Raw genomic sequence first — 18,631 nt, 5'->3', positions numbered from 1 at the left:
TGAAGACCCGCTGTTTTGCAGCGGGTCTTCACATAAAGGCTTCTGACGGTGATGACCAAGGCGATCATGTTCCAAGGCACCGGCTCCGATGTCGGCAAGTCGACCATCGTCGCCGGGCTGGCGCGCCTCTATCGCGATCGCGGCCTCAACGTGCGCCCGTTCAAGCCGCAGAACATGTCGAACAACGCGGCGGTGACCGCGGACGGCGGCGAAATCGGCCGCGCGCAGGCGCTGCAGGCGCGTGCCGCGGGTGTGGCGCCGAGCGTGCATATGAACCCTGTCCTCTTGAAGCCGCACAGCGATATCGGGGCGCAAGTGGTCGTGCACGGACGCGTCGTCGGCAATTCCGAAGCGACGGCGTACCAGGGCAGAAAAGCGCAGCTCATGGCGGCTGTGCTCGACAGCTTCGTGCTCCTGTGCGCCGAGGCGGACCTCGTGCTGGTCGAGGGCGCCGGCTCGGCGTCCGAGGTCAACCTGCGCCCTGGCGACATTGCCAACATGGGCTTTGCGCGCGCCGCAAACGTGCCGGTCGTGCTCATCGGCGACATCGAGCGCGGCGGCGTCATCGCCAGTCTCGTAGGGACGAAGACGGTGCTCCCGCCCGAGGACGCCGGCATGATCGAGGGTTTCATCGTCAACAAATTCCGCGGCGATCCGGCGCTGTTCGCGCAAGGACGCGCGCATGTGCGCGAGGCCACCGGCTGGCGGGACCTCGGCCTCGTACCGCATCTTCCCGAGCTGCAGCGGTTGCCCGCGGAGGATGCGCTTGGGCTGGGCGCAGGCATGGGAGCAAGGCGCGAAGCCAAGGCGCGCATCGTGGTGCTCGCCTATCCTCACATCGCGAACTTCGACGATTTCGATCCGCTGCTGCTCGAGCCGAGCGTCGAGCTGCTATTTCTCCGCGCCGGAGACCCAATACCAGTCGACGCCGACCTCGTTGTGCTTCCGGGCTCCAAGGCGACCATCGCCGACCTGACGATGCTGCGCGCTTGCGGGTGGGAGATCGACCTCAAGGCGCATGTGCGCCGCGGCGGCCGGGTGATGGGCATCTGCGGCGGCTACCAGATGCTGGGCACGCATGTTTCCGATCCGCATGGCGTGGAAGGCTCGCCCGCCCACTGCGCGGGGTTGGGGCTCCTGGACGTTGAAACGGAGCTCACCGCCGACAAGCGGCTGCGCGAGGTGCGCGGCGCCAGCCATCGGCACGGCGTCGCCTTTCGTGGCTATGAGATGCACGTCGGTCGCACGACGGGGAAGGATTGCGCGCGGCCTATGCTGCGCTTTGCCAACGGACGCTTCGATGGCGCCGTGAGTCAGGATGGCCGCATTGCCGGGTGCTACGTCCATGGCCTGTTCGCCCATGACGAGCAGCGCAGCCTGTGGATGCAGAGCATTGGCGCCGGACGTAGCGCAATGCACTATGACCGTTTCATCGAGGAGACGCTCGACGAGCTTGCTCGGCATCTCGAGCGCCATGTCGACTGTGATGCACTGCTGAAGACCGCGCGCCTGCCATGCATCAGATGATCGTGGCGCAGGCGATCGATGCCACGGTGGCAGCCTGCAGCAGGCATGCGGTGCGAAAGACGCGCAGGGCACGACCGATATCGGCGGCGTGGGCCTCGCGGCGGCCGTCGCCCATCCAATGATCGTCGATGAGAACACCGCCATAGACGCGCGGGCCGGCGAGCCGCAGACCGAGAGCACCGGCCATGGCTGCCTCGGGCCAGCCGGCGTTGGGCGAGCGATGGTGCCGCGCGTCGCGCAACACGGCGCGCACTGCGGCGCGCGCATCTGTGCCCGGCAGCACCGCCGCAGCGGCGATGATGAACAGCGCCGAGAGGCGCGAGGCCGGCAAATTGACGAGATCGTCGAGGTGCGCTGCCGCCCAACCGAACGCCAGATAGCGATCGCTCTTGTGGCCGATCATGCTGTCGGCCGTGTTGATGGCCTTGTAGACGCCGACGGCCGGCAGGCCGCCTATCAGCAGCCAGAGGAGCGGCGCGACCACACCGTCCGAACAGTTCTCCGCCAGGCTCTCGATGGCGGCGCGGCTGACGCCGGCTTCATCAAGGGATCCCGTATCGCGCCCGACAATCTGTGCTACGGCGCTCCGCCCCCCGGCGATGCCCATTTCATCGATGGCGTTCGCGACGGCGCTTACGTGATCGTAGAGGCTGCGCTGGGCGATCAGCGTGCTCGCCGCTGCGCCCAGGAGTAACACATTGAAGGGAGCCGGCACCAAGCTATCGATTGCCCAGGCTAGGGGGATGCAGACAGTGGCGGTGGCGATGATCGCTGCGAAGAGCGCGCAAATGCCGTTGAAGCGCCGTTGTGCGAACGAAAGCCGCGGCGCGTTCCAGTGCCCCTCGCACCATGCTATCAGGCGCCCGATCCAACTGACCGGGTGCCCAATGCGGGCGAATACCCATTGCGGATAGCCACAGGCCGCGTCGAGCGCCATGGCAACGAGAGCGGTGAGCGGGTACATGCGTGGGCAATCCGGGCGCGGTGATGGAGCCAGCTGCTAGCATGGGCGTGGGCCGCATAGAAGCAGCCGTGCACGGTGGCGATCTCGCTGCGGCGCGCCTTCGGTACCCCTCGGCGGCTGAACCCTGGGTCGACCTTTCGACGGGGATCAATCCACACGCCTATCCGGTGCCTACCCTCGGTGCAGACGTATGGCAGCGGCTGCCGCAATCCGATGCCGAGCATAGGCTGCTGCACGCCGCTGCTCAGCGCTATGGCGCCGCCGATGCGGGCAGCGTGGTTGCAGCGCCTGGGAGCCAAGCCCTCATTCAGATCATCCCGCGCCTGCTCGAGCCTTCCGGCGTCGCCGTGCTGGGTCCCACCTACGGCGAGCACGCCGCCTCCTGGGCGCGTTGCGGGCATCGGGTGGCGGAACGACGCGGGCTAGCGGAAATTGGCGTCGCAAGCATCGTGGTCGTCGTCAACCCCAACAATCCAACCGGGCGTACGATCGCCGCCGATGAGCTGAGTGCATTGGCCGCCGTGCTCGCACAGCGTGGCGGGCTGCTTGTCGTCGACGAGGCTTTCGCCGACTTCGCGGCGCCAGGCGTCAGCATCGTTCCGCACCTGCCGCCCGCAACCGTTGTGCTGCGCTCATTTGGCAAGGCCTACGGCCTCGCCGGCTTGCGGCTGGGGTTCGCCATAGCGCATCCCGGATTGTGTCGCGCAGTGCGCGCCGAGTTGGGTCCTTGGGCCGTATCGGGCCCCGCCGCCGAAGTTGCCGCCGCGGCGCTTGCCGATGCGCACTGGCTTGCGGATGTCGGCGGCAGGCTTGCGGACGATTGCCGACGGCTCGATGAGCTGTTGTTGATGCACGGCTTTGAGTTGGAAGGCGGTACACAACTGTTCCGCCTGGCCAAGCATCGCCGGGCGACGGTCATCGCCGACGTGCTCGGCGGCGCCGGCATTCACGTGCGCCGCTTCCCGGCGCAGCCGTCTTGGTTACGTTTCGGATTGCCCGGCACCGACGAGCAATGGTGGCGCCTTGCGGCAGCGCTAAGCGCCGCGGCAGAGCGCACGTGATCTCTCAGGATCGTCCAGCCCGCGCCTGCACCAACCGCACGCCCGCCTGCGCGCCGACGTAGCCGCCGGCCGAAGCGCCGGCGATGAGGATGGCGAGCGAGATGGCCGAGTCCTGCAGGCCGAGCCAATTGGTGAGGAAGTAAGCGGCGATCGAACCGATGAGACCGCCGACGGCGCCCGCTATAATGGCAACGATGCCGCCCGTCGCGAAGCCGATGATCACTGCAACGATGACGCCGGGATAGATCGACGGCCAGAAGTGGTCGTTCATCGTTGACCTCCGCGTTGTCTCATACGCCGGGCGCGTGACGCGCCGTCGCATCGAAGTAGCTATCGAAACAGGCTGCTATGGAGCGCACGAAGGGGCGGCCGCGATCCGTGACGCGGAAGGCTTCCCCGTCGGGCTCAATGAGATGATCCTGGTCCGCCTGGAGCAGAGCCTGCGCCTCACGCAGGATCTCCTCCGAGGCACTCCCGTAGCGAAGACGCAGCTCGCGCGCCGGGAACGCGAGATCGCACATCAGGCGCTCGATGACAAAGCCGCGCATTTCATCGGCCTCGGTAAGGGCGATGCCACGCGCGGTCGCCAAGCCGCCTTCGCCGATGCGGCGCGCATACTCTGCCGTGGAGGCATGGTTTTGCACATAGCCCTGTGGCAGACGCCCGATAGCGGATGCGCCAAGGCCGAGCAGAGTGTCGGCGGTATCCGTGGTGTAGCCCTGGAAATTGCGCGCCAGCACGCCCGAGGCCAGCGGATCGCCCGGCAGCGCATAGTGATCGAGGCCGACGCGCACATAGCCGGCACGCGCGAGGACGCGCGCAATGCGACTCGCCTGTCCGAAGCGCTCGACGGCGCCAGGCAACGTCGCCGAGCTGATGAGCCTCTGGTGCTTGAGGCGCGTGGGCAGATGGGCATAGCCGAAGGCCGCTATTCGGTCGGGCCGCAGCTCGAGCACTCTTTCGACCGTGTGCTTTATGGTGCTTCGGGTTTGGTGTGGCAGCCCGTAGACGAGATCGACGTTGATCGCATCGACCCCGTGCGTCCTGAACGCCTCGGCCGCGCGCTGTGTCTCCTCGAAAGACTGATGGCGGTTGATGGCCGCCTGCACCTTGGGATCGAAGTCCTGGACGCCGAGGGAGACGCGCGTTACGCCGGCGCGGGCAAAGGCCGCGATCCGCTCCTCATCGAACCCTCGTGGATCGATCTCGACGGCGAACTCGGCGTCGTCGCGCACGCGGAAATGCCGCCGCTGCGCTTCCGCCAGCCGGGTAATGTCTTCGCTCGAAAGGATGTTTGGCGATCCACCGCCCCAATGGATGTGAGTCACCGCATGGCCGATTGGCAGGCGCTGCGCGATGCCGGAAATCTCGGCTTGCAGGGAGGTAAGGTACTCGGCGACCGGATCGTAGCGACGTACTGCCTTGGTGCAGCACCCGCAATACCAGCAGAGGGAATCGCAAAACGGAATGTGCAGGTAGATTGACAGCCGCACCCCGGGCGGTAGCGCGGCCAACCATGTGCCATACGTGTCGGGTCCGACGTCAGGGGAGAAGTGGGGTGCCGTCGGATAGCTGGTGTAGCGGGGAACCGGGGCTGAGTACCGCTTCACGAGTTCAAGGCTCATGGCTGGTCCATGCTGCTCATTTGAGTGGCTACCGAGGTGTCGCGACGAACCGTAGTGTGGCCGCACCCTGACCCGCTTGATGCCGATCAAGCTGATCGGTCAAGCGCCAACTCGACGCAGCAGGCGTCGAGACGTTCCCGCCCGCGCTCGCGGCCTGCCCTGGAAGGCAGAGCAAGGCTGCGCCCGGATGCGCGATGAAGACCGTTGCGGCACCAAATAGTGCGACGGCCAGCCCCGCCGCAAGGCGTCGGGGCCGACTCTGCGTCACTGCCGCGAGTCGCCGAAATCCGAAGCTGGCGGCGAATAGGCCCGGCAGCGTGCCGATGCCGAAAGCGGTCATGGTGGCGGCGCCACCGCCAGCCGACCCGGTCAGCATGGCCGTGAACAGAGCGGCATAGACCATGGCGCACGGCATCATGCCCCATGCGAAGCCCGAAAGCAGCGGTACGAAGGCTCGGCCCTGTGCTGCGGCATGGATGCGCGCTACGGCGTCGGCAACCGAGGTAAGGCCGCGATCGACGAGGGCGAGGGACGGTAATAGTCCGGCGGTCGAAAGTCCGACCCAGATGAGGGACGTGGCGCCGGCCCACTGCAGGAGCCGGAACGCCACATCGCGATCGAGCCATGAAATCGCCGGCGATCCGAGTGCCCCAATGATGGCACCGGCGAAGGCGTAAGAGGCGACGCGCCCGACGTGCGTCAGAGTGAAGGCCACACGCGCGCTGCACAGCCCGCCGCGCTCCTGCGCCATGAGAAGGCCGCATGAGATCGCGCCGCACATGCCCGCGCAATGCAGGGTGCTGGCGAGGCCTAGCGCCAGGCCGTTCAAAGCGATGACCACGATGGCGTCCATACAAGCCTCGTTAGCGCGCCATCAATGCAGACGTCCGCCGAGCCGGGGAATGGGACGCCCCGTCGCCCCCAGCAGATTGAGCGGGAACCGCGGTCTCGGCCGCGTCGAGATCCATTCTGCGCAAAGCCACGTTTCGTGCTCTGTAAACGTTGCGGGCAGCCACTTGTCGAGCTCGGCATCCTTGTGGACGTGGGACCGGCGTTGCTCGACGGTCATCCTCAGTAGGGCATCGAGCAAGGCGGGATCCGCGTCCCTACCATGAAGCATCCCCTGCAGCGCTTGCGCGACCTCACCGTGGCGCTGCGACAAACTGGCATGATCGGAGCGCAGCCGATCGATCGAGTCCCTGGTTTCCTGCCCGTGCCGGGCCTCGATGATCGGAAAGACGACCTCTTCCTGGAAGCTGACGTGTTCCGTCCAGCTTGCCTCCAGCGTGCGCTTCAGGATGCGCACCAGCCTGCGGTCGCTGCCGGCTGACAAGCCATCGGCGACCGCCAGCAGGGCGTGGTTAATCTCAGACTGGAGGTGCACATCCGCATCGAGGTGCGCGCGGATGTTCGGTGCGGTGTCCATCGCCGCACCCTAAAGCCCCCAATTTCTTCGTGCCTTGATCGAAATCATCCAAGCGCGAGGGCACCGGCCGCGAGGTGCTGTTACATTCTCTTACAAAACGTAACGCGCCCGGCATACCCGCGCGGCAGGGCATCGCTAAACCCCGTCCAATGGATCTTGAATAGATCAACGACGGAGAAGACCAATGCTTGCGGCGCACCCCCGACAAACCGTCCACGCCAAGCGTCCTCCGGCCGGCTCTGCGAGCTTCTCGCTCGATGAGCGGATGGCGTACGCAACCGTCCGCAGGCTCCTCGCCAAGGAGCATGTGTTCTGCGAAGGCGATGACCGCGATCACGTCTTCCGCGTCGAGGAAGGCGTCATTGCCGTCTACAAGACACTTCCCGATGGTCGCCGCCAGATCATTGACTTCGCGTACCCGGGCGACCTTATCGGGTTGGGTGTTCTGGGCGAGCACGTGCTCAGTGCGCAGGCGACCGTCCCCTCGAAGGTGCGGTGTCTCTCGGCCTCCGCCCTCGAGCGCATCGCCGAGACCGACGCCGGATTGGCGCTGAAGCTCTACAAGTCGGTATGCCAAGAGCTCGCTGCGACTCGCAGTCTCCTAGTCACCGTCGGGCAGCGCAGCGCCATCGAGCGGGTTGCCGCCTTTCTCGTCGCCTTGCATCGCCGCACGGCGACGGATGGCTCAACCGCGGTCAAGCTTGCCATGCGTCGCAGCGACATTGCCGACTTGCTCGGGCTCACGATCGAGACGGTGAGCCGCACGCTCACCAAACTGCGCGCCATGTCCGTCATCGATATCGGGCAGGGTGGAACGCGCGTAGATCTATGTGATCTTCCGCGCCTCACCGAACTCGCCAACGAGTAGGTGTCGCCGTATTGATCGCTTATCGGCTGACTTGCTGACGCCCGCTGTCCCGCCGCCTCTCCTGGCATGGCGAGTGGCTGCGGGCGCATTCGTTTGACCACTCATTGTCGCTGAACCGAACGCACGCGGAGGCACCAGCCTCGGCACGTGATCTGAGCGCCGAGCTGCGACCATTGAAGCGGATGCCACAACGCATCGGACTGCTTGTCGGTGCGCTCGTGAATGCAGCGCGGACGCGCTGGCCTTTCGTCGCAGGCTTGATCTCCATCAATGGGTGAGGCCCACACGCCTCTATCGTGCCCACCTTGGGCGAGGACGAGGGTTCGACGATGAAGGCAACCAGCGAAGAGGTCATTGCGCTATCGGGCGCGACAGCAACGATCATGGCGCTGCTCGGGGCTGCCATAGGTCTCGTGCTCGCGCTGTTCGGTCATGACGACGTCATGCGGCTACATGGACTGCTCTTCCTCGTAGCGAGCGGGGCCGCGGGCTATTACGTTTTGGGCCATCCGCGCGCCGGCGGTCCGGACGAGCAGTCGCACTACATGGACGGCCCGATCAAGGTGGCCACGATCGCCGCGGTGTTCTGGGGCGTCGTTGGTTTCCTCGTTGGCGACATCATCGCCTGGCAGCTCGCCTTCCCCGCCCTCAACCTCGATCTTCCGTGGACGAACTTCGGGCGCCTGCGGCCGGTGCATACATCGGCGGTCATCTTCGCTTTCGGCGGCAACGCACTGCTCGCCACGTCGCTCTACGTGGTGCAGCGCACGTCGCGCGCACGCATTTTCGGCTATTGGATGCCGTGGTTCGTTGTCTGGGGCTACCAGCTCTTCATCGTCTTGGCAGCATCGGGCTACGTGCTCGGAGTCACGGCAGCCCGGGAGTATGCCGAGCCGGAATGGTACGTCGATCTGTGGCTGACCATCGTCTGGGTCGTCTACCTGTTGGTCTTCCTCGGCACGCTATGGAAGCGCCGCGAACCGCACATCTACGTCGCCAACTGGTTCTTCCTCGCCTTCATCGTGACGATTGCCATGCTGCACGTCGTCAACAACCTCGCGATCCCCGTCTCGTTCCTCGGCTCCAAGAGCTACTCGCTGTTCTCCGGCGTGCAGGATGCGATGACGCAGTGGTGGTACGGCCATAACGCGGTCGGCTTTTTCCTTACCGCCGGCTTCCTCGGCATAATGTACTACTTCATCCCGAAGAGGGTGGAGCGGCCGGTCTACTCTTACCGCTTGTCGATCGTGCACTTCTGGTCGCTGATCTTCCTCTACATCTGGGCCGGTCCTCACCACCTGCACTACACGGCGCTACCCGACTGGGCGCAAACGCTCGGCATGACGTTCTCGATCATGCTGTGGATGCCGTCATGGGGTGGCATGATCAACGGTCTCATGACTCTGTCGGGCGCCTGGGACCGTTTGCGCACCGATCCGGTCGTTCGGCTGCTCGTCGTGTCGGTCGCCTTCTACGGCATGTCGACCTTCGAGGGGCCACTGATGTCCATCAAGTCGGTCAACTCGCTGTCGCACTACACCGACTGGACCATCGGGCACGTGCACTCGGGCGCGCTCGGCTGGGTCGGCATGGTCTCCTTCGGCGCCATCTACTGTCTGGTTCCGTGGCTATGGAAGCGGCGCGGGCTCTATTCGCTGCGTCTCGTGGAATGGCACTTCTGGACCGCCACCATCGGCATCGTTCTCTACATTTCGGCGATGTGGGTGTCGGGCATCACGCAGGGGCTCATGTGGCGCGCCTACGATAACCTCGGCTTCCTCAAGTACTCGTTCGTCGAGACTGTCGAGGCGATGCACTGGCCATACGTGATCCGTGCGACCGGCGGCATGTTGTTCGTTCTCGGCGCCGTGCTGATGGCGATCAACGTCTGGCGCACGATCCGCGGTGAAGTTTCATCTGACATTGCCGAACAGCCCGCGTCGGCGGCGGCGCCGGAGCTGCGCCACGACATCGCGGCCGTGCCGGCGGAGTGAGGGGAGCCATGAAGCACGACTTCTTCGAAAAGAACTCGATGGTGCTGCTGATCGGCATCCTCGTCGTTGTGGCCATCGGCGGCCTGGTTGAGATCGCTCCGCTGTTCTTGCTTTCCTCGACGATCGAGAAGGTGCAAGGCATGCGCCCGTACTCTCCGCTGGAGCTCGCCGGCCGCGACATCTACCTGCGCGAGGGTTGCTACAACTGCCACTCGCAGATGATCCGCTCATTGCGTGACGAGGTGGAGCGCTACGGTCACTACAGCCTCGCGGCCGAGAGCATGTACGACCACCCCTTCCAGTGGGGCTCGAAACGCACAGGTCCCGATCTTGCGCGCGTCGGCGGCAAGTACTCCGACGGCTGGCACGTCGATCACATGCGTCAGCCACGCTCGGTGGTGCCGGAATCTGTGATGCCGGGCTACCCGTTCCTCGAGAAGCGTAAGCTCAACTACAGTGACATTGCGGCGCGCATGCAGACGCTGAAACTGGCCGGCGTGCCGTATAGCGACGAGATGATCGAAAAGGCGCAAGCGGACGTCGTCGCGCAGATTTCGCCCGACGGCAACGAGGCGAAGGAACTGCTGGCGCGCTACCCGAAGGCGCAGGTACGCAAGTTCGACGGCGCTGCCGCCGGCGAGCCGAGCGAGCTCGACGCCGTGATCGCCTACCTGCAGATGTTGGGAACGCTCGTCGACTTTGCCACGTTCGACGCCGCCGGCCCCAATCTTCGCTGAGGACAGGCCATGACTTATCAAGCCGCAACTGTACTGTCGCAGACCGTGGCGCTCGTTCTCTTCGTCGCTCTGTTCGTCGGCATCGTCGCTTACGTGTTCTGGCCGGGGAACAAGAAGAAGTTCGATGAAGCGGCGCAGCTTCCACTCGACGACAACGACGAACCGGAGGGAGACGGTCGATGACGGGTAAGGAAATTGACAGCGTCACCGGCGTCGAGACGACCGGTCACGTGTGGGACGGCGACCTCAAGGAGCTGAACAAGCCGCTGCCGCGCTGGTGGCTGTATGTGCTCTACGCCACCATCGTGTGGGCGGTCGGCTACTGGATCGTCTATCCGGCCTGGCCGACGCTGCACGGCTACACCAAGGGCGTGCTCGACTACAGCCAACGCGGCGAGGTCGACAAAGAGGTCGCTGCGGCCAAGGCGGCGCAGGCGAAGTACTTCGAGCAGATCGCCGCCACGCCGATTGCGGAGATCGAGAAGAACCAGGAGCTGCTGCCCTTCGTTATGGCCGGCGGCGCTGCCGTCTTCGGCGATAAGTGCGGACCCTGCCATGGTAAGGGCGGCGGCGGAGCCGTCGGCTACCCCAACCTCAACGATGACGACTGGCTTTGGGGTGGCAGCCCGGAGGCGATCGAGCACACGATCCAGGTCGGCATCCGCTCGGGCCACCCCGAGGCGCGCGACATGGCCATGCCGCGCTTCGGCCTCGACGGCATCCTGAAGCCCGCCGAGATCGCGGATACCGCTCAGTTCGTCCTCTCGCTGTCGGGGCACGCGATCGACACGGCGGCTGCCGAGCGCGGGAGCAAGATCTTCGCTGACAATTGCGCTTCCTGTCATGGCGAGGCTGGAAAGGGCAACCAGGACGTCGGCGCCCCGAACCTGACCGACGGCATCTGGCTCTACGGCGGCAAGCTCGCCGACATCGAGAAGACGATCGAGACGGGGCGCGGCGGCGTTATGCCTTATTGGAGCGGCCGCCTTGATCCTGTGACAATCAAGATGCTGGCTGCCTACGTACATTCGCTGGGCGGCGGAAAGTAAAGCAGCGTGCGCTTTCCTGGCGAGAGTCGCGCATGAATATGATGAACCGAATGAGCGAGATCGCAGCCGGGCAACGCCCGGCACAGGCCTATGCCGGGCGCCAGAAGATTTATCCGAAGCTGGCGCACGGCAAGTTCCGCAAGATCAAATGGGCCGTGATGGTCGTCACGCTCGGCATCTACTACCTGCTGCCGTGGATCCGCTGGGATCGCGGACCCAATCTACCGGACCAAGCGTTCCTGCTGGACTTCGCCAACCAGCGACTGTTCTTCGGGCCGATCGAGATCTGGGCGCAGGAGCTCTATTACATCACGGGCCTCTTGATCCTGTCGGCGCTGGGGCTTTTTCTCGTCACCGCCGTCGCCGGGCGCATGTGGTGCGGCTATACCTGCCCGCAGACGGTATGGACCGATCTCATGATCGTCGTCGAGCGCTTCTGGCAGGGCGACCGCAACGCGCGTATCCGCCTCGACAACGGACCCTGGACCTTCGAGAAGGTCTGGAAGAAGACCGGCACGCACATCTCATGGCTGCTGATCGCCGTGGCGACGGGCGGCGCCCTCGTCTTCTACTTCCGCGATGCGCCGACACTCGCCAATGAGCTCATCAATGGCGACGCGCCGGCGGTCGCTTACGTGTTCCTCGCTGTATTCACCGGGACGACGTATCTGCTTGGTGGCATCGCCCGCGAGCAGGTCTGCATCTACATGTGTCCGTGGCCGCGCATCCAGGCCGCCATGTTTGACCGGGACTCGCTGCTCGTTTCCTATCGCGACTGGCGCGGCGAGCCACGCGGGGCCCACAAGAAGGGGCAATCGTGGGAGGGGCGCGGCGACTGTGTCGACTGTACGGCCTGCGTCACCGTCTGCCCCATGGGCATCGACATCCGCAACGGCTCGCAGCTCGAATGCATCCAGTGCGCCCTTTGCATCGACGCGTGCGACGAGATCATGGAGCGTGTCGGCCGCCCCAAGGGGCTCATCGCCTACGACACCTTCCGCAATCTGGACGCCCCCTCGCACGACAAGCGCGTTCCGGTGCGGCTGATCCGTCCGCGTACGTTGATCTATTCCACTCTGATGCTTGCTGTGGGCGGCCTGATGCTCACTGCATGGCTGCATCGCGCCGACCTCGATGTGAATATCCTGCACGACCGCAACCCAATGTTCGTGCAGCTCTCCGACGGCAGCCTGCGCAACGGCTTCACGCTGAAGATCCTCAACAAGCAGCATGAGGTGCGCCACTTCCGCTTGGCGCTTGCTGATCTCGACGGCGCCAGCATGTCTGTCGTCGGGTTCGAAGGGAAGGAGCCGGTCATCGAGGTTGTGCCGGACGATCTGCGGGCGCTGAAGGTGCTCGTCACCGTTCCGGCGGCGATGCGCGATAGGCTCGACGGAAACGCGACCGAGTTCCGCTTTGCCATTATCGATGCCGGCGACGGGTCCGTGACCTACCACGATGCGACGTTCCGGGGTCCCGAAAATGAGCGATAGAGGAATCGTCCCGGGCATGACGAAGGGTCGAGGAGGATTGCGTGGCGGACACGTGCTGGCGATCTTCCTTGGCTTCTTCATCACGGTCGTCGCCGTCGACGGTCTCATGATCTATCAGGCCGTATCGACCTTCGGCGGGCTGGAGACGCAGGATGCCTATCGCAAGGGCCTGGCGTACAACCAGCGTATCGCTCAGGACGCCGAGCAGTCCCTTGCGGGCTGGAGGGACGAGGTCAAGGTCGTCGGCTCGCCGCATCGGCTGCACGTCGCGCTCCGCGACCAGAGCGCTGCCGCCATCGCCGGCAAACGGCTCATCGCCACGGTAGGACGACCGGCTACGGACCGCTTCGACATGACGCTCGAGCTGGCCGAGATCTCGCCCGGCATCTACGAGGCTCCGCTGCCCGCGGCCAGCGAGGGTTCCTGGATCGTCGATCTCAGCGCTTACGACGCCAATGCAAGCGGCTCGCCGCTCTATCAGGCGCGGAGGCGCGCATGGATAGGGCCCTGAGACTTTCTCCAGCGGCGCGCTTCGATACCGGGCGCGAAGAGGCGCCCGCAAATCGAACGATCTCGCTCATCGTCGAGAACATGCAATGCGGCAGCTGTATGGGCCGCATCGAGCGCACTCTGCGCGCCACCCCAGGGGTCGCGGCGGCGCGCGCCAGCCTCGCCGCCAAGCGCGTTTCGGTAACGTTCGATGCGGCGGCGACCGAGCCGCTGAAGCTCATCGAAGCGCTCGACCGCAGCGGTTATCGCGCTGCCGAATCCGTTGGCAGCGCCGACGAGAGCGCCGCCGCGCGCGCCGACGACCTGCTGCGCCGGCTCGGCGTCGCCGGGTTTGCGGCTGCAAACGTCATGTTGCTGTCAGTGTCGGTGTGGGCGGGTGCCGCCAGCGACATGGACCAGTCGGCGGCGAATCTCTTCCACTGGCTTTCGGCCCTCATCGCCATGCCGGCGATCGCCTATGCGGGGCAGCCGTTCTTCCGTTCAGCGGCGGTGGCCCTCAGGTCGCGCCATCTCAACATGGACGTCCCAATCTCGCTGGGCATTATCCTGGCGACGGCGATGAGCTTGTTCCAAACGCTGCGCGGCACCGAGCAGGTGTACTTCGATGCCGCGGTCATGCTCACGTTCTTTCTTCTGATCGGCCGCTATCTCGACGAGAAAGTGCGCGTGCGGGCGCGCGGTGCCGCCGAGAACCTCATCGGTCTCAAGGCGCTGGCAGCAGACGTCGTCGGCGATGACGGGGTGGTGCGGCGGCTGCCGGCGCGGGCCCTCGCACCTGGCATGCGCGTGCAAGTGGCTGCAGGCGAGCGTATCCCGGTCGACGGCCGTGTGCTCAGCGGGTCAACCCTCGTCGATACCAGTCTGATCACCGGTGAAACGGTGCCCCGCAAGGCCGTCGTCGGAGAGTTGGTGCACGCCGGCACGGTCAACCTGGCGAGCGCCATCACCGTCGAAGCCACCGCAACCGATGACAACACGCTGCTGGCCGAAATCGCACGGCTCGTGCAGGCGGCCGAGCAGGGCCGCGGCCATTACGTGCGGCTTGCCGATCGTGCAGCGCGTCTCTATGCGCCGGCCGTGCACGCGTTGGGTGCTACAACCTTGATCGGGTGGCTCATCGTCGGAAGCGGGTTCGAGCAGTCGCTCACCTATGCCATCGCGGTGCTCATCATCACCTGCCCGTGTGCGCTGGCGCTCGCCGTGCCCGCCGTGCAGGTGGCGGCCGCCGGGCGGCTGTTCGCCAAGGGCGTCATCGTCAAGGCGCCGGACGGTCTCGAGCGGCTTTCCGAGATAGACACCATCGTGTTCGACAAGACCGGCACGCTTACGCGCGGCGAGCCATCGCTTGCCAACGCCAATGAGATCGACGATGCGATGCTGGCCGCCGCTGCTTCCCTAGCCATCGCCAGCCGTCATCCCTACTCGCGGGCCGTCGTGCGCACGGCGCGCGAGCGTGGGCTGACCTTTGCCGTCGCCGACGGTGTCGTCGAGGAGCCGGGCAGGGGCCTCTGCGCCCGCTCGAAGCAAGGCGAGCGGCGCCTCGGATCGGCCACGTGGGTTGGGAGCGGTGCCGGCGCCGCAGGTCCTGGAACCGCATCCCTGTGGTTCCGCGATGGGGCATCCGCTCCCGTCGCCCTGCGCTTCGACGATGCGCTGCGGCCGGATGCTGCCTCCGTCATCTCCGAGCTACAAGGTGCCGGGTATCGTATCTACCTCGTGTCGGGCGATCGGGAAGCATCGGTGCGCGCGGCGGCGCACGCCGTCGGCATCGCCGAGTGGATGGCCGAGGTGCGTCCCGATGGTAAGATAGCGCGTCTCAACGCGCTCAAGGCGGAGGGCCGCAGGGTGTTGATGGTCGGCGATGGCCTCAATGATGCTCCGGCTCTCGCGGCGGCGCATGCATCGCTTTCGCCCTCGACCGCCGCCGATGTCAGTCAGACCACGTCGGACGCTGTCTTTCAGGGTGAGCTTCTGTCGCCGATCGTCGAAGCGCTGAAAGTCGCCCGCGCCTCGCAACGCATGGCGCTGGAGAACTTCGCCATTGCGATTGCCTACAACGCCGTGTCGGTCCCGCTGGCAATGATGGGGTATGTCACGCCGTTGATCGCCGCACTGGCCATGTCGCTGTCCTCCATCGCGGTCACGGGCAACGCGCTGCGTCTACGCGGAAGGCGGCTCATTCTGGGGGGGCGGCAATGACGGCACTCGCCTGGCTCATCCCCTGCGCGCTCGCACTCGGCCTATTGGGGCTCATCGCCTTCCTCTGGGCGCTCCGGTCGGGTCAGTTCGAAGACCTGGAGGGCGCCGGGTGGCGAGCCATTCAGGATGAAGAGCCGGACGGGGACGCTCCGCCACGCTAGCGTCCAAGCCAATGTCAATCGGCGTGGCGCGTGCCATCGTGCGTCACCAACAGGTCGCATTTTGATTCTAGCAGCACTCGCGATACGCCGAGCTGGTGCTCAGGGCTTTGCACATCGACGATAACGATCGATGCACCCGATTCCAGGTGGCGGGCAATCTGCTCGAAAAGCCGCCCACAGCCCAGGCCGGGCAGGGCGCCAAGATCGTTCTCCAGCATGGACCCTGCGCTGGAGAGCACGTTTACCTTTCCAGCCGCACCGACGCGCAGCCTCTCAGCTGCGCCGTTGGCGCCGGCCGCGTCGGTGAATACTCCGACGACAAACCGCGGCCGTTGGCGCTCGCTGTTCTCGCAGGAGCCACAGCATTCGCCTTGCGTACCGTTGCTGTGATCGTCGGGCACCGGCGTTACCTTTTCGAGTGGCCAAAATTGGTGGCCAAGTTAACTTCTTGGCGTCGCCGGGGTTTGACCCGATTGTGCGCTTGTGTGACAGCGTGTAACAGGGACAGGAAATCATTGGCCCGCGAATAGCTTAAGATGCCTGCAGGCGATCAGCAGACCATTCTCATTGTCGATGACGAGCCCGAGGTGCGCGCCCTGTTGCGCACGGGGCTCGAAGGCGAAGGCTTTGCGGTGGTCGAGGCGGCCGATGGCCAGCAGGCGATGGCCCTGATCGACAGGTTGCCGATCAGCCTCGTCACCCTCGACCTCAAGCTCGGCGGTGAAGACGGCCTCAAGGTAGCGCGCGAGCTGCGGGCGGCCAAGAACACGCCGATGATCATGATTACCGGCAAAGGGGATGCGGTCGACCGCATTGTCGGTCTGGAGCTCGGCGCCGACGACTATATCCCCAAGCCGTTTCTCATGCGCGAGGTGGTGGCGCGCATTCGCGCCGTGTTGCGGCGCTACACGGGCGCTGCCAACGCTTCGAGCGAGGCCCGTTCGGATGGGGGGCAGCGGTACGGCTTTGACGGCTGGACCGTGGACCTATCACGCCGCGAGGTCCGCGATCCAAGAGATGAGCTGCGGGAGCTCACGACGGCCGAGTTCAACCTATTGGCGCTCTTCCTGCAAAAGCCAGGTCGTGTCCTGTCGCGCGACGAGTTGATGGATCTACTGAAAGGCCATGATTGGACGCCGATGGATCGCTCGATCGACGCGCTCGTCGCGCGGTTGCGCAAGAAGCTCGAGCCGGAGAGCGAGCGGCCGACCCTGGTCAAGACGGTACGGGGCGTCGGATACGCCTTCGCCGGCGCGGTGAAGCGGCTTTAGACCATGATCGCTTCGGACCCTATCCGTCCGAAGCGTGAATCATCGGTCTCATCTAGCCGCGTCCGTTGCACAGTGCGTCGCGCAGCGTAGTGGCCAGCTCCGCTCGCTTGTAGGGTTTGCGCAGGACCGGTGTTGCCCCCGAAGCCATGGGATCATGGCGCGCTTCCTCGGCGGCATAGCCGGTCGTCAACACCACTGTTACCGAAGGCGCGTTGGCGCCGATCCAGCGGGCGACGTCGTACCCCGACATGCCGCCGGCCATGACGATGTCGCTCAACACCAGATCGACGTGCTCGCCGCTTTCGAGGATGCGGATGGCGGCGGGCCCACTCTCCGCTTCCAGCGCTACGTAGCCGAGCCCCTCGACGCGCTGCAGGGTGAGCTCACGCACCTCGGCATTGTCCTCGACCACAAGCACGACTTCGTTCTGCTCCGAGAGGGGGACGGTCTCCGCGGGCTGCGCAGTCTCGGTGGCCGCTGCAGCGCCAGCGCGCGGAAGGTAGAGACTGACCGTCGTGCCTTTGCCGAGCTCGCTCCTCATCACCGCGTGGCCGCCCGACTGGACGGCGAATCCGTAGACGGTGCTGAGGCCGAGGCCCGTACCGCGGCCTGGCTCCTTGGTTGAGAAGAACGGCTCGAAGGCGCGCTCCAGCACCTCCGGAGGCATGCCCTCACCGGTGTCGCTCACCGAGAGGAGAACGAATTCGCTCCCGCCGCCGTCGAAGGGCAGGGCATCATCGACAACGTTGCGCGTCTCGACGATCAGCTCGCCGCCGTTCGGCATCGCGTCGCGGGCATTGATGGCAAGGTTGAGGATGGCATTCTCAACCTCGCTTGGGTCGACCTGCGTCTGCCAGAGGTTTCCGGCGAGCATGGTCGTCAACGTGATCGGCTCGCCGATGGAGCGCTTCAGGATCTCCATCAGCCCCAGCACGAGCTCGTTGAGATCGAGGATCTCTGGCGACAGGCGCCGCCGCCGGGCGAAAGTCAGCAACCGCTTGGTGAGCGCGGCGCCCATATCGGCCGCATCGGTGGCACGCTTCAAGAGCTTGCGCGAACCATCGTTTTCCGTCGCGTCGCTCAACAGCTCGAGGTTGCCGGTGACGATGGTGAGCAGATTGTTGAAATCGTGCGCCACGCCGCCGGTGAGCTGGCCGAAGGCTTCCATGCGCTGCGCCTGGATGAGTGCGGCCTGCGCCTCCTCACGGCGCCGGATCTCCGCCTCGAGTTCGCGCGTGCGCTCGGCGACGCGCCTTTCGAGGTCGGAGTTGGCTCTTGCGAGCACCGCCTGAGCGCGCTTTCTCTCCGTCACGTCGCGCAGAACCACCATGAAGATGCGGCGCCCGCCTATCTCCTGCTTGGCGATGGAGGCCTCGGCCGGAAACTCGCTGCCGTCCTTGCGGCGCGCGAAGATCTCCTGCCGCTCGCCCATCCGGCGGGAGGCGACGGGGGAGTTGGCGAAGGAAGCCACATGCCCGTGATGCGTGGCGCGAAAGCGCTCGGGTATCAGTAGCTCGAGCGGCTGGCCAATGATCTCGTCCTTGGTATAGCCGAACATCGCCGATGCGCCGTCGTTGAAGACCATGATGCGCATCTGCTCGTTGAGGGAGATGATGGCGTCGGCGGCAATGGCCAAGATGGTTGCGATTTGCGATTCGGCGAGCCGCAACTCGGCCTGGGTGTCGAGGGTCGCCGGATCCTTGGATTGCTGGGGCATCGGGGGTCGGATTCGCTGGGGGCTCTCGA

19 protein-coding genes are annotated in these 18,631 nt (G+C 65.4%); 12 read left to right on the top strand and 7 right to left on the bottom strand.

The genetic code is table 11. The features are described 5' to 3' along the window. The first annotated feature begins 51 nt into the window (after positions 1-51). A complete protein-coding gene (locus F9K20_RS15350) occupies positions 52-1,527 on the top strand; it encodes a cobyric acid synthase (RefSeq protein WP_291003611.1) in 1,476 nt (491 codons plus the stop codon). On the opposite strand, the gene cbiB is transcribed toward F9K20_RS15350, so the two are convergent. Next, a complete protein-coding gene (gene cbiB / locus F9K20_RS15345) occupies positions 1,520-2,491 on the bottom strand; it encodes an adenosylcobinamide-phosphate synthase CbiB (RefSeq protein WP_291003608.1) in 972 nt (323 codons plus the stop codon). The genes F9K20_RS15350 and cbiB overlap by 8 nt on opposite strands. Positions 2,492-2,532: 41 nt before the next feature. On the opposite strand from cbiB, the gene cobD reads away from it, so the two are divergent. Next, positions 2,533-3,552 carry a threonine-phosphate decarboxylase CobD gene (gene cobD / locus F9K20_RS15340; RefSeq protein WP_291003605.1) on the top strand — a complete coding sequence of 340 codons (1,020 nt, stop codon included), beginning with the start codon at positions 2,533-2,535 and terminating at the stop codon, positions 3,550-3,552. A gap of 4 nt (positions 3,553-3,556) precedes the next feature. Here cobD and F9K20_RS15335 read toward each other — a convergent pair whose 3' ends face one another. From F9K20_RS15335 to F9K20_RS15320, 4 genes are read right to left on the bottom strand one after another with little or no spacing between them, the layout of a single operon-like run. Next, positions 3,557-3,823: a hypothetical protein gene (locus tag F9K20_RS15335; RefSeq protein WP_291003602.1), complete on the bottom strand. Its 267-nt coding sequence runs from the start codon at positions 3,821-3,823 to the stop codon at positions 3,557-3,559. Positions 3,824-3,842: 19 nt separating this feature from the next. Then, positions 3,843-5,177 (bottom strand): oxygen-independent coproporphyrinogen III oxidase, encoded by a 1,335-nt coding sequence (gene hemN, locus F9K20_RS15330; protein WP_291003599.1) that lies wholly within the window; start codon positions 5,175-5,177, stop codon positions 3,843-3,845. 28 nt (positions 5,178-5,205) lie between these two features. Further along, complete coding sequence (locus tag F9K20_RS15325) at positions 5,206-6,030, bottom strand: sulfite exporter TauE/SafE family protein (protein WP_291003597.1); 825 nt, start codon at positions 6,028-6,030, stop codon at positions 5,206-5,208. A gap of 21 nt (positions 6,031-6,051) precedes the next feature. Then, positions 6,052-6,603 (bottom strand): hypothetical protein, encoded by a 552-nt coding sequence (locus F9K20_RS15320; RefSeq protein ID WP_291003594.1) that lies wholly within the window; start codon positions 6,601-6,603, stop codon positions 6,052-6,054. Positions 6,604-6,787: 184 nt separating this feature from the next. On the opposite strand from F9K20_RS15320, the gene F9K20_RS15315 reads away from it, so the two are divergent. From F9K20_RS15315 to ccoS, 9 genes are all read left to right on the top strand, one after another. Beyond that, positions 6,788-7,471 carry a helix-turn-helix domain-containing protein gene (locus F9K20_RS15315; RefSeq protein ID WP_291003593.1) on the top strand — a complete coding sequence of 228 codons (684 nt, stop codon included), beginning with the start codon at positions 6,788-6,790 and terminating at the stop codon, positions 7,469-7,471. Positions 7,472-7,800: 329 nt separating this feature from the next. Next, a complete protein-coding gene (gene ccoN / locus F9K20_RS15310) occupies positions 7,801-9,465 on the top strand; it encodes a cytochrome-c oxidase, cbb3-type subunit I (RefSeq protein WP_291003591.1) in 1,665 nt (554 codons plus the stop codon). 8 nt (positions 9,466-9,473) lie between these two features. Beyond that, entirely contained in the window at positions 9,474-10,202 is a 729-nt protein-coding gene (ccoO, locus tag F9K20_RS15305) for a cytochrome-c oxidase, cbb3-type subunit II (RefSeq protein WP_291003589.1), read from the top strand. Positions 10,203-10,211: 9 nt separating this feature from the next. Continuing rightward, a complete protein-coding gene (locus tag F9K20_RS15300) occupies positions 10,212-10,385 on the top strand; it encodes a cbb3-type cytochrome c oxidase subunit 3 (RefSeq protein ID WP_291003588.1) in 174 nt (57 codons plus the stop codon). Beyond that, complete coding sequence (gene ccoP, locus F9K20_RS15295) at positions 10,382-11,251, top strand: cytochrome-c oxidase, cbb3-type subunit III (protein ID WP_291003586.1); 870 nt, start codon at positions 10,382-10,384, stop codon at positions 11,249-11,251. Before F9K20_RS15300 ends, ccoP begins: the two co-directional genes overlap by 4 nt. A 50-nt stretch (positions 11,252-11,301) precedes the next feature. Then, positions 11,302-12,744, top strand: a complete 1,443-nt coding sequence (ccoG, locus tag F9K20_RS15290; protein WP_291003584.1) for a cytochrome c oxidase accessory protein CcoG — start codon at positions 11,302-11,304, stop codon at positions 12,742-12,744. Next, positions 12,734-13,255, top strand: coding sequence for a FixH family protein (locus F9K20_RS15285; protein ID WP_291003581.1), 522 nt, complete (start codon positions 12,734-12,736; stop codon positions 13,253-13,255). Before ccoG ends, F9K20_RS15285 begins: the two co-directional genes overlap by 11 nt. Then, positions 13,240-15,453 carry a heavy metal translocating P-type ATPase gene (locus tag F9K20_RS15280; RefSeq protein ID WP_291003578.1) on the top strand — a complete coding sequence of 738 codons (2,214 nt, stop codon included), beginning with the start codon at positions 13,240-13,242 and terminating at the stop codon, positions 15,451-15,453. Before F9K20_RS15285 ends, F9K20_RS15280 begins: the two co-directional genes overlap by 16 nt. Then, positions 15,450-15,614 (top strand): cbb3-type cytochrome oxidase assembly protein CcoS, encoded by a 165-nt coding sequence (ccoS, locus tag F9K20_RS15275; protein WP_291003575.1) that lies wholly within the window; start codon positions 15,450-15,452, stop codon positions 15,612-15,614. Before F9K20_RS15280 ends, ccoS begins: the two co-directional genes overlap by 4 nt. Positions 15,615-15,628: 14 nt before the next feature. On the opposite strand, the gene F9K20_RS15270 is transcribed toward ccoS, so the two are convergent. Continuing rightward, positions 15,629-16,015: a hypothetical protein gene (locus F9K20_RS15270; RefSeq protein ID WP_291003572.1), complete on the bottom strand. Its 387-nt coding sequence runs from the start codon at positions 16,013-16,015 to the stop codon at positions 15,629-15,631. A 135-nt stretch (positions 16,016-16,150) separates the two neighbouring features. On the opposite strand from F9K20_RS15270, the gene F9K20_RS15265 reads away from it, so the two are divergent. Beyond that, positions 16,151-16,885: a response regulator gene (locus tag F9K20_RS15265; RefSeq protein ID WP_291003569.1), complete on the top strand. Its 735-nt coding sequence runs from the start codon at positions 16,151-16,153 to the stop codon at positions 16,883-16,885. Between the two features lie 52 nt (positions 16,886-16,937). Here F9K20_RS15265 and F9K20_RS15260 read toward each other — a convergent pair whose 3' ends face one another. Further along, positions 16,938-18,602, bottom strand: a complete 1,665-nt coding sequence (locus F9K20_RS15260) for a PAS domain S-box protein (protein WP_291003566.1) — start codon at positions 18,600-18,602, stop codon at positions 16,938-16,940. Positions 18,603-18,631 lie beyond the last annotated feature (29 nt).

The sequence above is a fragment of the Hyphomicrobium sp. genome (assembly GCF_009026145.1).
Taxonomy (GTDB): domain Bacteria; phylum Pseudomonadota; class Alphaproteobacteria; order Rhizobiales; family Hyphomicrobiaceae; genus Hyphomicrobium_A.
Note: the sequence above shows the minus strand (reverse complement) of the source record. Positions and strands in the feature narration are given on the sequence as shown.